The sequence below is a fragment of the Chryseobacterium phocaeense genome (genome assembly GCF_900169075.1).
Classification (GTDB): Bacteria; Bacteroidota; Bacteroidia; order Flavobacteriales; family Weeksellaceae; genus Chryseobacterium; species Chryseobacterium phocaeense.
In genome coordinates, this window is sequence record NZ_LT827015.1 from 1 (window position 1) to 15,050 (window position 15,050).

Here is a 15,050-nt window from a genome sequence, read left to right on the forward strand (position 1 = left end):
AAACTTTGAGCGGGTCAGGAAAAACAGACAATGGAGAGTTTGATCCTGGCTCAGGATGAACGCTAGCGGAAGGCCTAACACATGCAAGCCGAGCGGTATTTGTTCTTCGGAGCAGAGAGAGCGGCGTACGGGTGCGGAACACGTGTGCAACCTGCCTTTATCAGGGGGATAGCCTTTCGAAAGGAAGATTAATACCCCATAATATTCTGGATGGCATCATTTGGAATTGAAAACTGAGGTGGATAGAGATGGGCACGCGCAAGATTAGATAGTTGGTAGGGTAACGGCCTACCAAGTCTACGATCTTTAGGGGGCCTGAGAGGGTGATCCCCCACACTGGTACTGAGACACGGACCAGACTCCTACGGGAGGCAGCAGTGAGGAATATTGGACAATGGGTTAGCGCCTGATCCAGCCATCCCGCGTGAAGGATGACGGCCCTATGGGTTGTAAACTTCTTTTGTATAGGGATAAACCTTTCCACGTGTGGAAAGCTGAAGGTACTATACGAATAAGCACCGGCTAACTCCGTGCCAGCAGCCGCGGTAATACGGAGGGTGCAAGCGTTATCCGGATTTATTGGGTTTAAAGGGTCCGTAGGCTGATGTGTAAGTCAGTGGTGAAATCTCACAGCTTAACTGTGAAACTGCCATTGATACTGCATGTCTTGAGTATATTTGAAGTAGCTGGAATAAGTAGTGTAGCGGTGAAATGCATAGATATTACTTAGAACACCAATTGCGAAGGCAGGTTACTAAACTATAACTGACGCTGATGGACGAAAGCGTGGGGAGCGAACAGGATTAGATACCCTGGTAGTCCACGCCGTAAACGATGCTAACTCGTTTTTGGGTTTTCGGACTCAGAGACTAAGCGAAAGTGATAAGTTAGCCACCTGGGGAGTACGGACGCAAGTCTGAAACTCAAAGGAATTGACGGGGGCCCGCACAAGCGGTGGATTATGTGGTTTAATTCGATGATACGCGAGGAACCTTACCAAGGCTTAAATGGGAAATGACAGGTTTAGAAATAGACTTTTCTTCGGACATTTTTCAAGGTGCTGCATGGTTGTCGTCAGCTCGTGCCGTGAGGTGTTAGGTTAAGTCCTGCAACGAGCGCAACCCCTGTCACTAGTTGCCATCATTAAGTTGGGGACTCTAGTGAGACTGCCTACGCAAGTAGAGAGGAAGGTGGGGATGACGTCAAATCATCACGGCCCTTACGCCTTGGGCCACACACGTAATACAATGGCCGGTACAGAGGGCAGCTACCAGGTGACTGGATGCGAATCTCGAAAGCCGGTCTCAGTTCGGATTGGAGTCTGCAACTCGACTCTATGAAGCTGGAATCGCTAGTAATCGCGCATCAGCCATGGCGCGGTGAATACGTTCCCGGGCCTTGTACACACCGCCCGTCAAGCCATGGAAGTCTGGGGTACCTGAAGTCGGTGACCGTAACAGGAGCTGCCTAGGGTAAAACAGGTAACTAGGGCTAAGTCGTAACAAGGTAGCCGTACCGGAAGGTGCGGCTGGAACATCTCATTTTAGAGCGTTGAAGAACGTTAAACAAAATTAAGTACAGTGATGTACATTGATTCTGCTTAAAGTTAAGCTTTAGTTTTTTATTTGGTTGATATAAATAAAAGATAAATGATAATTGATCACTGATAAAATATCAAACATCAATCATCATCTATCAATTATAAAATAAAACCCACTAGAAATTAGTAAAAGGGAAGAGATTGAGAATGAAGCGAGGAAAAAAAGGATATTAAAATATTACTTATTACTCATCACCCATTACTCATAACAAAGTCTCGTAGCTCAGCTGGTTAGAGCGCTACACTGATAATGTAGAGGTCGGCAGTTCGAGCCTGCCCGAGACTACTAATTAAAGGGATTTAAATATTAAAAAATTGAAAGATTAAAACATTAGCGAGCGTTAATTATTTAATCATTAAATCTTTTAATCATTTAATCTTAACTAGAGGGGGAATTAGCTCAGCTGGCTAGAGCGCCTGCCTTGCACGCAGGAGGTCAAGGGTTCGACTCCCTTATTCTCCACAAGTTGTATGATGTACGTAAGTATAAAGTACAATGTATGAGGGTATTATGGAAAATGTATCAAAAAAGTACGAGAGCCGTACATTTTACATTTTACATCTTACATTAGTACAGCAAATAAGATCATTGACATTAACGGTAAAGACATCACAAAGAGAAAACCGAGCGCATAAGAGCGCTTGAGTAACCAAAAATAGGAAAGAAATCGTTAAGGGCGTATGGCGGATGCCTAGGCTTTCAGAGGCGAAGAAGGACGCGGTAAGCTGCGAAAAGCTGCGGGGATCGGCACACACGACTTGATCCGCAGATGTCCGAATGGGGCAACCCGGCATATTGAAGATATGTCATCCCTAAGGGGAAGCAAACCCGGAGAACTGAAACATCTAAGTACCCGGAGGAAAAGAAATCGAAGAGATTCCGTAAGTAGCGGCGAGCGAAAGCGGATTAGCCCAAAAGTCTTAATATGTTTAAAAGAATGTTCTGGAAAGAACAGCCATAGCGGGTGATAGCCCCGTATTTGAAAGGCATATTTAGATGATAAATGAGTAGGGCGGGACACGTGAAATCCTGTCTGAATATGGGGGGACCATCCTCCAAGGCTAAATACTCCTGAAAGACCGATAGTGAACAAGTACTGTGAAGGAAAGGTGAAAAGCACTTCGAATAGAAGGGTGAAATAGAACCTGAAACCGTACGCCTACAAGCGGTCGGAGCCCACAAGTTGGGTGACGGCGTGCCTTTTGCATAATGAGCCTACGAGTTAATTTTACTAGCGAGGTTAAGGTATTAAGTACCGGAGCCGGAGCGAAAGCGAGTCTGAATAGGGCAGTTAGTTAGTAGGATTAGACGCGAAACCTTGTGATCTACCCATGGGCAGGTTGAAGCTCTGGTAACACAGAGTGGAGGACCGAACCGGTTGACGTTGAAAAGTCTTCGGATGACCTGTGGGTAGGGGTGAAAGGCCAATCAAACTGGGAGATAGCTCGTACTCTCCGAAATGCATTTAGGTGCAGCGTCGCAAATGAGTTTATTAGAGGTAGAGCTACTGATTGGATGCGGGGGTTTCACCACCTACCAATTCCTGACAAACTCCGAATGCTAATAAATGTTCTGCGGCAGTGAGGGCATGGGTGCTAAGGTCCATGTCCGAGAGGGAAAGAACCCAGACCAACAGCTAAGGTCCCCAAATATATGTTAAGTTGAAGCAACGCGGTTGGACTGCATTGACAGCTAGGATGTTGGCTTGGAAGCAGCCATTCATTTAAAGAGTGCGTAACAGCTCACTAGTCGAGCGGTCCGGCATGGATAATAATCGGGCATAAACATATTACCGAAGCTATGGATTTGTATTAATACATCTGGTAGGAGAGCATTCTGTTTGCGCTGAAGCAGTATCGTGAGGTATTGTGGAGCGGACAGAAAAGAAAATGTAGGCATAAGTAACGATAAAGGGGGCGAGAAACCCCCTCACCGAAAGACTAAGGTTTCCTCAGCCATGCTAATCAGCTGAGGGTTAGTCGGGACCTAACGCGAACCCGAAAGGGGTAGTGGATGGACAATGGGTTAATATTCCCATACTTGCTCACACTAAAAAGGGGACGGTTCGATGTAGCTACTGGAGACTGACGGAATAGTCAAGGCCTAGCCTTCGGGCGAAGCTGCTGTAGTGAACTCGGATCCAAGAAAAGCCGAAGTGAAGCAACCCGTACCAAAACCGACACAGGTGGTCGAGGAGAGAATCCTAAGGTGCTCGAGTGAGTCGTGGCTAAGGAACTAGGCAAAATAGTCTCGTAACTTCGGAAGAAGAGACGCCATCAGCAATGGTGGCCGCAGTGAAGAGGCCCAGGCGACTGTTTATCAAAAACACAGGACTCTGCTAAATCGAAAGATGCTGTATAGGGTCTGACACCTGCCCGGTGCTGGAAGGTTAAGGAAGGTGCTTAGGGTTAAACCGAAGGCATTAACTGAAGCCCCAGTAAACGGCGGCCGTAACTATAACGGTCCTAAGGTAGCGAAATTCCTTGTCGGGTAAGTTCCGACCTGCACGAATGGTGTAACGATCTGGGCACTGTCTCAGCCACGAGCTCGGTGAAATTGTAGTATCGGTGAAGATGCCGATTACCCGCAATGGGACGAAAAGACCCTGTGAACCTTTACTATAACTTCGTATTGACTTTGAGTAAGTAATGTGTAGGATAGGTGGGAGGCTTTGAAGCTGGCACGCTAGTGTTGGTGGAGCCAACGTTGAAATACCACCCTTTACTTACTTGGAGCCTAACTTCATATTGAAGGACATTGCGTGGTGGGTAGTTTGACTGGGGTGGTCGCCTCCAAAAGAGTAACGGAGGCTTTCAAAGGTACCCTCAGCACGCTTGGTAACCGTGCGTAGAGTGTAATGGCATAAGGGTGCTTGACTGTGAGACCAACAAGTCGATCAGGTGCGAAAGCAGGACATAGTGATCCGGTGGTTCCGTATGGAAGGGCCATCGCTCATAGGATAAAAGGTACTCCGGGGATAACAGGCTAGTCTCCCCCAAGAGCTCACATCGACGGGGAGGTTCGGCACCTCGATGTCGGCTCGTCACATCCTGGGGCTGGAGAAGGTCCCAAGGGTTGGGCTGTTCGCCCATTAAAGTGGCACGCGAGCTGGGTTCAGAACGTCGTGAGACAGTTCGGTCTCTATCTATTGCGGGCGTTAGATGTTTGAGAGGGCTTGATTCTAGTACGAGAGGACCGAATTGAACAAACCTCTGGTGTATCAGTTGTACCGCCAGGTGCACCGCTGAGTAGCTATGTTTGGAAGAGATAAGCACTGAAAGCATATAAGTGCGAAACTCGCCTCAAGATGAGACATCTTTTAAGGGTCGTTGTAGATGACGACGTTGATAGGCTACAGGTGTAAAGCTGGTAACAGCATAGCCGAGTAGTACTAATTACCCGTAGATTTATAGCCTATGGTTGCTATATAACAAGCCTTTTATGCGCAGTAAAGGTTTTGTCTTTGTGAAAGTTTTTATCGCTTAAAACTTGTACCCTGTAGGTTGTAGAAAGTATAATGTAAATACATTGTACATGATACATCCGACATTGTACAATATATACCTTCTTTAGGGTGGTTTTAGCGGTGGGGCTCACCTGTTCCCATTCCGAACACAGAAGTTAAGCCCACCAGCGCCGATGGTACTGCGACAAGCGGGAGAGTAGGCCGCCGCCAGTTTTTATTAAAACGTCTCATACAGTTTTGTGTGAGACGTTTTTGTTTTATACCCCTACCAAAAAGAAATAAAAAATAAATGATAAATGATCATTGATAAGTGATAAAAGATCAATGATGAATGATAAGCAATAGGTAATAGGGAATAGGGTAATGAGTAATGAATACCCAGTATCCATACTCTGTTCAAATCAATTATCAATCATCAATCATCATTTATTACTCATTATCCATTACCCATTAAATCAGGCCAAATTATTTCTATTCATAAAAATTAAAATAGATTAAATCTCTTACAGACCTTCTATTTATGTTGTAACTTTATTTTATGAAAGAGCATATTGTGAGAGGGTTTAGATTTGAAACGTACAAAGAACCGGAATTATCTGTATTTGACCGGTTGCTGGAAATTTTTACAGATTTATTGACCCATACTTCAGGAGATTTTGATGAAGCGATCGACTGGCTTCGGATGCTGGATGAAGAATACCAGCTTACGACTCCGGAATATACTATCGACGATTTTATAGAAGACCTCAAAAAGAAAGGCTATATCCGGGAAGAAGTTGATCCTACTGGTGGAAACGGAATTCGTCTGAGCGCAAAAATGGAACAGAATATCCGTAAACAGGCACTTAATCAAATATTCGGAAATCTTGGAAAAAGTGGGAACGGAAATCATAAGACCAATAAAAGCGGAACCGGAGAAGATACAACAGGAGAATTCCGTAATTATAACTTTGGGGATCCTGTAGAAAAAATCTCTATTACCGAAAGCCTTAAAAATGCCCAAATCAATAACGGAATCGGTGATTTTCATCTTACTGAAGATGATTTGATTGTTGAAGATAGCATTCACCAATCTCAGATGAGCACGGTTTTGATGATTGACATAAGCCACAGTATGATCCTTTATGGTGAAGACCGTATCACTCCCGCCAAAAAAGTGGCAATGGCCCTTGCAGAACTGATTACAACGCGTTATCCGAAAGATACTTTAGATATTATTGTTTTTGGAGATGATGCATGGCCTGTAAAAATTCAGGAGCTGCCTTATCTGCAGGTTGGTCCGTATCATACAAATACGGTTGCCGGGCTTCAACTGGCGATGGATATTTTACGGAGAAAAAGAAATACCAATAAACAGATATTTATGATCACCGACGGAAAACCAAGCTGTGTCCGTCAGGCCGATGGTACATATTATATGAATTCTTACGGTTTGGATGAATATGTTGTTCAGAAATGTTACAATATGGCGTCCCAAGCCAGGCGGTTGCATATTCCTATTACGACCTTTATGATTGCGCAGGACCCTTATTTACAACGTTTTGTGAGCGAATTTACAGAAGCCAATCAGGGAAAAGCTTTTTACACGGGGCTTAATGGATTAGGTCACATGATTTTTGAAGATTATGAGGCCAACCGCAAGAAAAGGATTCGCTGAAAATTCATTATTCAAAAAAAATTCAAAAGTTTATAAATCAGATGGTAAATAAAATGACTGAAAAGCCAAATATAAAAACACTGGGTTCATTAAGAGCATCAGGATACCTGTCAAAAAATATTAAAGACGAATTAAGAAATAATCTGAAAGTTAAAATTCGCAATAGAGAATCTGTTTTTGAGGGAATTTTCGGATATGAAAATACGGTAATCCCTCAACTGGAGCATGCCATTCTCAGCCGGCATAATATCAACTTATTAGGATTAAGGGGGCAGGCAAAAACAAGGCTGGCGAGAATGATGACCTCTTTACTGGATGAATGGATTCCTTTTGTAGCAGGAAGTGAGATTAATGATGATCCATTTAACCCAATTTCCCGTTTTGCGAAAGAACTGATCGAAAAAGAAGGTGATGACACTCCGATAGAATGGCTTCACCGTGATGAAAGATTTTTCGAAAAACTGGCGACTCCGGATGTTACGGTTGCCGATCTGATTGGTGATGTAGACCCTATTAAAGCTGCCAATCTTAAACTTTCCTATGCAGACGACCGTGTGATTCATTTTGGAATGATTCCAAGAGCAAACCGCTGTATTTTTGTCATTAATGAACTGCCGGATTTACAGGCCAGGATTCAGGTTTCTTTGTTTAATATTTTGCAGGAGGGAGATGTGCAGATCCGTGGATTTAAGGTTAGAATGCCTTTGGATATCCAGTTTGTTTTCACGGCCAATCCGGAAGATTATACAAATAGAGGAAGCATTGTAACCCCACTGAAAGATCGTATCGGATCGCAGATTTTGACACATTATCCTGAAAACATCAATATTGCCAGGGAAATTACAGCCTATGAATCCAGTTTAGACAGTCGTCAGAAAAATGGAGTCTATGTGCCTTCTTTAGCGAAGGATCTTTTGGAGCAAATTGGTTTTGAAGCCCGTGAAAGTGAATATGTAGATTCAAAAAGTGGAGTGAGTGCACGTATGAGTATTACAGCTTTCGAGAATTTATTGAGCACTGCAGAGCGCAGATCATTATTAACCGGTGATGAGAAAACTTCCGTAAGATTAAGCGATTTCGTGGGGATAATTCCTGCGATTACAGGAAAAGTTGAGCTGGTGTATGAAGGAGAGCAGGAAGGAGCGGAAGCGGTTGCTCAGTTACTAATCGATAATGCAATCAGAACTTTGTTCACTTCTTATTTCCCAAAAGTGGAAAAGCTGGAGAAAAAGCATATTGACGGACCGTTTAGCCAGATTACGGATTGGTTTCTGGAAGACGATGGCTTTTTGGAAATTACAGATGAATCTCCGGATGAAGCCTATGCAAAATCTCTTAACAGAATAGAACCTCTTCATCAGATCATTGAAAAATATCAACCTGATACGCAACCGGAAGATATTTTATTCTTAAAAGAGTTTATTCTTTGGGGATTAGCGGTCAATAAAAAACTGAATAAGGAAAGATTCAGAACGGGAATGTTCTTTTCTTAAAGCTTCAGAATTTTTACGAGATAAAAATAAAAAGATGTGGAATTTGTTTTCCACATCTTTTTTGTAAAGCATCAATGAGATAAAAAATCATCTTAAGAAGTTGATTTTTAAAACAGATTCATTAAAACGGTTCATTTTACAAAATCCTGTTCCTGTCCGTTTTGAATTTTAACCGGGATGTATACTTTATAAACATCTTTTTTAGTGGCAACAGGTCCGAAATAGATTTCAGTTCCCTGATCGGCATAGGATCCGGAGATGTAAGTTTTAGTTAAAATGAAAGATATTATTTTAGTCCCATCTGCACTTACTCCCTTGAATGTATTAATATTTTGAATAGGTTGTTCAGAAATATTGCTTTCAGCTATATTAAAAATAAGCTCCTTTCCTTCCGGACTGAATATCTTTAGCTGCGGAGGATGCTTTTTATTTTTATACTCTTTTCTGAATTTTTTAACATCGAATTTAAATTGATGTTCCCTGTTTTGAGAATATAGAATGTTAGCCATACATAAGATAATCAACACTGCTGCTTTTTTCATGATGGATGTTTTTAAATTAAACTATTCTTTTCCGGATAAAAAAAGAGATGGCTGCTACACCATCTCCATTTTATTTTCAGTTACCATTATTTTTTAATTACGGTTTCCTGATGGATCAGAGCTTGATGATCAAACAGTCTTAAAATATAGGATCCTGTTGCATAATCACGGAAACTGATGCTTCCTGAGTATTTCTGCCTGCCGGTAAGATTTCTTCCCGACATGTCATATATTTCATATTGACTGATTTCTTTGTTACTAATTACAGAAAGTACATCTTTTACGGGATTAGGAACAACTTTTATACCGGTACGGGTCAGGGAATTATCTGATACGCCAAGACTTGCAGTTAAATTAAGTACTCTTGAGTTTTTGCTTTCACTTAAACAGATATTCAAAGCAATAAGTTCACTGATACTTTTGCCCACAAAGCTTGAAACATTGGCTGTACTGATGTATGAGATACCTTCCACGGTATACGTGCCTGCCGGAAGAGACGTAAAGTTCGCAGTAGGACTTACAGCCTGAATTTTACCCGTCGAATTATTAATCGCTGCAAATGTATAGCTGTAGCCAGCGGGTGGTGCAGATGTTTCATATAAACTTCCAGGTCCGGTTGCAGTTATTGTATAGCTATTGGCATTGGCAGGACTCGAAAAGTTAGAAATCACAAAATAATAATCTACTCCTTCATTTAATACCACTGCTTTTGCGGATCCGGTAGATGTATAATTGGTCCCGTTGTAATACGCATTCGAAGTTAAAAAATTAGCCGTTGAAGCAGGGCTTCCAGAGTGTATTGAGGTAATAAGGAATCCTGATGATTTGGAGAAAACGTACGAACCGCTCTCCGTTACCCTGAATTTGAATGTATTGGTTACTGAGCTGCTGCTTACAGAATAAGGAGCCGTCATTGCAGAATTACTGTATACAATAATGCCATTGTTGCTAGTTCCAACATTATACACAATAGTTTTGGAAGTATATGGAGCACCTGCAGCATCAGGAGCAGACATATTCAGATTACTTGACGGGCTTCCGGCAATCGCTGTAACAGCAGTTTTTGGTGTAATGTATGAGGTATAAGCATTACAGTCTGATGTGATGGTAAAATTATTGTCGGAGACATCAAAGAATTCTGCGTATGGATTAATGGTTCCCACCACTTTTATTCTTGCCTTATCTGTAGCCGGAATATAAGGAATCGTAACATTGGAGCTGCCATTATTTAAGACATTGGAAGCCAGAGTGTAAGGGAAAGTTATACCACCATCTATAGACAACAGGATATCAACGTTGCTTTTAACGGTATTTGTATTATTCACGTCCCAGGTAATTGTGGCATTGGTATTTGATGCTACTGAAACACCGGTTGCATTTGGATAAGTAACCGCCAGTGGTCCGGTATTATTCACCGTTACAATGATTTCATCTGAATCCAGACCTCCGTTTGTCATATTATTATCCCTTACCGTAAAACGGAATTTCATTATTCTTGCTACTAATGGCAGCGCTTCAGCATCATTGGTAGGAGGATTGTTTTGATTGTTAAGAACAAACTGCATCTTTGGAAAATACCTTTCTGTAGTGGAAACACTTTGTTCAGAGCGGAATAATGGCGCAGTGGTACTGTTCACTGCAGTATAGCCGCCTGCTCCCGTAATGGTGGAGCCAAATGCTCCCTTATCGTTAGCACTGGCTATATCAGCCTGTTCCCACGTGTAAGAAAGGCTGCCGTCATTAGGATCTGTTCCGATTCCTTTTAATTTGAACGGTGTATTTTTCGGAATGGTAATATCCACTCCGGCATTGGCAGAAGGAGCGAGGTTGGTACTGGCCACTAAAGTATAGCAGTTAGCAGGAGATTGCAGATAGTTCAGGATCTGGTCTAAACTCCTTGCATTAAAATAATTCAGATTATTATTTCCGGAATTCGTCTGATTATTTGGAGTTGTACAGTTGTTGGCATAGCTCATAATTGTTGATCCGGCTCCGGGTTCAATAGCTGCTCCCGAACTCCAGCCGCTTGTACAGAATGTAGGACTGCCTGAGCTGCCTCCAACCGCATTATAGGTATGTCCGGCAGAAAACTGATGTCCCATTTCGTGGGCAATTAAACCGGCAACCGTACCTTTAGGCATGGTTAAGGCCCATTGGCTCCATGCTCTTGCTTTCGAAGCATTGTTACAGGGCTGCGTCCCTGCCTGGCCTTGTGCGCCGCCACTGCTCATGATATTAAAAGTATGCCCTATATCATACTTATTGTAGGCCAGCGTGGTATTGGTATTAAGTGTATTAAAACCGGTCTGCGAATTCGCAGCACTGGCAAAAGAAGCATTTACCGTGAACGGATCTGTAGCAGGATCTGTAAATATCAGTGACTTGTTGGTGGTTTCTGCAATCAGGCTGAACGTTACTGAAACCTCAGATTCATAAATTTTATTGATCAGATTTACCATGTTGACAAGTTCTGCCAGGGCATCGTCCGTATTTCCGCTGAAAGCCTGGGTAAATTCACCCGTTGTAGCTACCGCCAGCCTGAATTTCCTGATCTGGTTTCCAAATGGAAAATTGACCGCTGATTTGGAAGCTAAAGATTGTTTGACTTCTGCCAGTTCTTTAAGAACATCATTTTCTTCCACTCCGCAGACAAATCTTTCCTCAAAGTTTGAAAATGCACTGTAGATCCTGTACTCACCGGGAGCTGTTTTATAAGGTTCTACAAAAAAATAGCCTGCATTGTTTTTAATAATAGCATTAAAGTGATCTTTAAAAACGGACAGTTTTAATGAAGCAGTTTTATCATCACTCACCCCGTCAAAGGTAAGGATGCTTCCAAGTCTTTGCTCCGTAAGACTGTTTTCGTTTAAAATAAACCTTGTACTTCTTCCGTTTTCAGTAGGAAGCGTAATATACATTTTCGATATTTTTTCATTTTTTAGCCGGGCTTCTTTGAATTGGTTTTCAAATCTCTGAAAGTCGAAGCGGAAAACACTGCCCGGCAGTGATTCATCTTTTGTAAGATTCTGCCCCCAGAAATAGTTAAAAACTATTAACAGGACTAAAGTCAATTTGTAATTCATAAGTGAGTTGGTTTTATTTTTATAAATTTAGCAAAAAATAAGCAACGGCAATATGAATAATCAATCATATTGCCGTTGCTTTAATGTTTAGTTTAAAAAATAAATTAAATATTACTTATTTTGAAATATTTTTCAGACCTGAATAACACCTAGGTTAAATTTTTCCGTAATTGGAGCATGATTAGCTGCCTCAATCCCCATAGAGATCCATTTTCTGGTATCTGTAGGGTTGATAATGGCATCTGTCCATAGTCTTGCCGCTGCATAAGTGGCTTCCGTCTGTTTTTGATATCTTTTTGTAATGGTATCCAAAATTTCATTGTGCTCTTCTTCAGTGATCTCCTTACCTTGTTTTTTCATGGTTGATTCCTGGATTTGCACCAATACTTTTGCAGCCTGTGCACCACCCATTACTGCAAGATCTGCCCATGGCCATGCAACAATTAATCTCGGGTCATATGCTTTTCCGCACATGGCATAGTTTCCGGCTCCATAAGAATTTCCTGTAATAATGGTGAATTTCGGAACTACTGAATTAGAAACGGCATTTACCATTTTAGCTCCATCCTTAATAATGCCTCCATGCTCTGATTTTGAACCTACCATAAATCCTGTTACATCCTGAAGGAAAATCAAAGGGATTTTTCTCTGGTTGCAATTGGCGATAAATCTTGTTGACTTATCTGCAGAATCAGAATAAATAACTCCTCCGAACTGCATTTCACCTTTACCGCTTTTCACAAGCTTTCTCTGGTTAGCTACAATCCCTACGGACCAGCCGTCAATTCTGGCAGTTGCACAGATGATGCTTTTTCCATAATCAGGTTTATATTCTTCAAATTCTGAATTATCCACCAGACATTTGATAATTTCATAAGTGTCATATTGCTCAGCCCTGGAAACCGGGATAATTCCAAAAATATGGTCCGGATTTTCCTTTGGCGGAAAACTTTCTATCCTGTCGAAGCCTGCTTTTTCTGTACTTCCGAGAGATTTCATGATATTTTTGATACGGTCTAGCGCATCTTTATCATCTTTAGCCTTATAATCTGTAACACCTGAAATAGAGCAGTGTGTGGTAGCTCCTCCCAGCGTTTCATTATCGATACTTTCCCCGATGGCAGCTTTTACAAGATAGCTTCCTGCCAGGAAGATAGAACCGGTTTTATCTACAATCATCGCTTCATCACTCATGATAGGAAGATAAGCGCCTCCGGCAACACAGCTGCCCATTACAGCTGAGATCTGAATGATACCCATCGCACTCATCTTGGCATTATTTCTGAAAATTCTTCCGAAATGTTCTTTATCAGGGAAAATTTCATCCTGCATCGGAAGATAAACTCCTGCAGAGTCTACCAGATAGATGATCGGTAACTTATTTTCCATAGCAATTTCCTGTGCTCTCAGGTTCTTCTTTCCGGTAATCGGAAACCAGGCACCTGCTTTTACAGAAGCATCATTGGCAACCACAAGGCATTGTCTTCCGGAAACATAACCAATGACCACTACAACCCCTCCGCTGGGACATCCGCCGTGTTCCTCATACATTTCATAGCCGGCAAATGCACCGATTTCTATGGAGTCTGAACCTTTATCGAGAAGATACTCAATTCTTTCTCTTGCTGTCATTTTTCCTTCATCACGAAGCTTTTGAAGCCTTTTTTCTCCACCGCCTTTTTTTATTTCAGCGAGCAACTGATTAAGGTCTGATAACTTTAATCTATTCTGGTCTTCTCTTTTGTTGAATTCAAGGTCCATAAAATTTCAATTTTTTCCGGCTAAAGATAACTATTTTTATATTGAACGGCAACTGAAGTAAAACACCTGTTTAATATATTGGTTCTCAGAAAATTGTGAAATTTTTAACAAAAAAATATTTTTAAATTAATGATATTTTTTCTAACTTTACTACAGAGTAAATGGGATAATAATCCCTGCTAAATACTCTAAGTTCCTAGTTTATTTTTTTAATAGTTTATTATTTGAAGGCCCTGAACGTTGAACAAATTTTCAGGGTTTTTTTATGCACTAATGAATCTGTAAATAATTACAGAAATTAATCAGAGATAATACTTTCTGTATTCTACTATATTCAGAAAAGAAAGCTCATCTTTATTTTCCGGTCAGTGAAGATTTAATATTATTACGTTTGAATATTTGTTTTTGATGAATTTCTAAGATTAATTATAGAAAGGATAGAAAAACAGACAAAATAATTATTTCTTAAAGTAATATTTATATTTTTTGTGAGATTTATGAAAGCCTATTTGTAAATTTGCCTGTTAAAAAATTTACAGAAGTAGGATATGCAAAAATTGGCTCTTTTCAGACTGCACTTGATTGTTTTTTTATGGGGATTCACCGCAATTCTGGGAAAACTGATTCATGCCAATGCGCAGATTCTTGTTTTTTACAGGATGTTATTTGCCGCAGTATTTTTATTCTTATTCATCAGGATTTATAAAAAAGAAAGCATTAAAGTATCAAAGAAGATATTTTTCCAGCTGGCCGGGATTGGCTGTGCCATGGCACTTCACTGGTACTGCTTTTTTTATTCTATTAAAGTATCTAATGTTTCCATAGCATTAAGCTGTCTTTCGCTCTCTACTTTGTTTGCTTCAATACTGGAACCACTCATCTTCAAACGTAAGATAGACGTGTCGGAAGTTATCATGGGTGTGGTGATTGTTGCCTGTATACTGCTGATTTTTAAAACCGAATTTCATTTTAAGGAGGGTATTATCTATGGAATATTATGTGCGGTATTCGGGACTGTTTTTTCTGTTTTTAATGGTAAAATATATGGAAAAACAAGCTCCGGAAATATTATATTCTATGAAATATTCTGTGGATGGTTTATTCTGGCCGTATTTTATATGTCCACGGGACAGATTTTTCAGATGAATGAAATAAACTACAGAGATCTGGCGTTAATATGCTTGTTGGCAAGTGTTTTTACTGCTTTTCCAATGCTGGAATCGGTGAAGCTCATGAAATATATTTCGCCTTTTACTCTAATTTTAACAGTTAATTTAGAACCTGTTTACGGAATTATACTAGCTTTTTTTATCTTTGGAGAATCGGAAGAAATGAGTCCTGTATTTTATGCAGCTTCAGGCGTTATGATATTGGCAATCATTGTCAATGGATTAATGAAGGCTCAAAAAACTAAAAAACAAATAAACCTTAATTAAGCATCAAATTT

General features: G+C 40.9%; 6 protein-coding genes, 2 tRNA genes and 3 rRNA genes. 8 read left to right on the forward strand and 3 right to left on the reverse strand.

The window, feature by feature from the left end; genetic code table 11:
* Positions 1 to 27: 27 nt before the first annotated feature.
* From B7E04_RS06785 to B7E04_RS06815, 7 genes are all read left to right on the forward strand, one after another.
* Positions 28 to 1,544, forward strand: a 16S ribosomal RNA gene (locus B7E04_RS06785).
* A gap of 268 nt (positions 1,545 to 1,812) precedes the next feature.
* Positions 1,813 to 1,886 (forward strand) — tRNA-Ile (locus B7E04_RS06790).
* A gap of 103 nt (positions 1,887 to 1,989) precedes the next feature.
* Positions 1,990 to 2,063, forward strand: a tRNA-Ala gene (locus B7E04_RS06795).
* A 198-nt stretch (positions 2,064 to 2,261) separates the two neighbouring features.
* Positions 2,262 to 5,016: ribosomal RNA gene (locus B7E04_RS06800) — 23S ribosomal RNA — on the forward strand.
* Between the two features lie 155 nt (positions 5,017 to 5,171).
* A 5S ribosomal RNA gene (gene rrf, locus B7E04_RS06805) occupies positions 5,172 to 5,280 on the forward strand.
* Together the 16S, 23S and 5S rRNA genes with 2 tRNA genes alongside form the textbook arrangement of a ribosomal RNA operon.
* A gap of 325 nt (positions 5,281 to 5,605) precedes the next feature.
* Complete coding sequence (locus B7E04_RS06810) at positions 5,606 to 6,724, forward strand: vWA domain-containing protein (protein ID WP_080777993.1); 1,119 nt, start codon at positions 5,606 to 5,608, stop codon at positions 6,722 to 6,724.
* 53 nt (positions 6,725 to 6,777) lie between these two features.
* Entirely contained in the window at positions 6,778 to 8,217 is a 1,440-nt protein-coding gene (locus tag B7E04_RS06815) for an AAA family ATPase (RefSeq protein ID WP_080780609.1), read from the forward strand.
* A 131-nt stretch (positions 8,218 to 8,348) separates the two neighbouring features.
* Here B7E04_RS06815 and B7E04_RS06820 read toward each other — a convergent pair whose 3' ends face one another.
* The 3 genes from B7E04_RS06820 to B7E04_RS06830 all read right to left on the reverse strand — a co-directional run bounded on the left by B7E04_RS06820 (position 8,349) and on the right by B7E04_RS06830 (position 13,603).
* The gene (locus B7E04_RS06820; RefSeq protein ID WP_080777994.1) at positions 8,349 to 8,759 is read right to left on the reverse strand and encodes a hypothetical protein; all 411 of its coding nucleotides are present in this window, start codon (positions 8,757 to 8,759) and stop codon (positions 8,349 to 8,351) included.
* Between the two features lie 86 nt (positions 8,760 to 8,845).
* Entirely contained in the window at positions 8,846 to 11,842 is a 2,997-nt protein-coding gene (locus B7E04_RS06825; RefSeq protein ID WP_080777995.1) for a zinc-dependent metalloprotease, read from the reverse strand.
* 132 nt (positions 11,843 to 11,974) lie between these two features.
* A complete protein-coding gene (locus B7E04_RS06830) occupies positions 11,975 to 13,603 on the reverse strand; it encodes an acyl-CoA carboxylase subunit beta (protein WP_080777996.1) in 1,629 nt (542 codons plus the stop codon).
* A 548-nt stretch (positions 13,604 to 14,151) separates the two neighbouring features.
* Here B7E04_RS06830 and B7E04_RS06835 point away from each other — a divergent pair.
* Positions 14,152 to 15,039, forward strand: coding sequence for a DMT family transporter (locus tag B7E04_RS06835; RefSeq protein WP_080777997.1), 888 nt, complete (start codon positions 14,152 to 14,154; stop codon positions 15,037 to 15,039).
* Positions 15,040 to 15,050 lie beyond the last annotated feature (11 nt).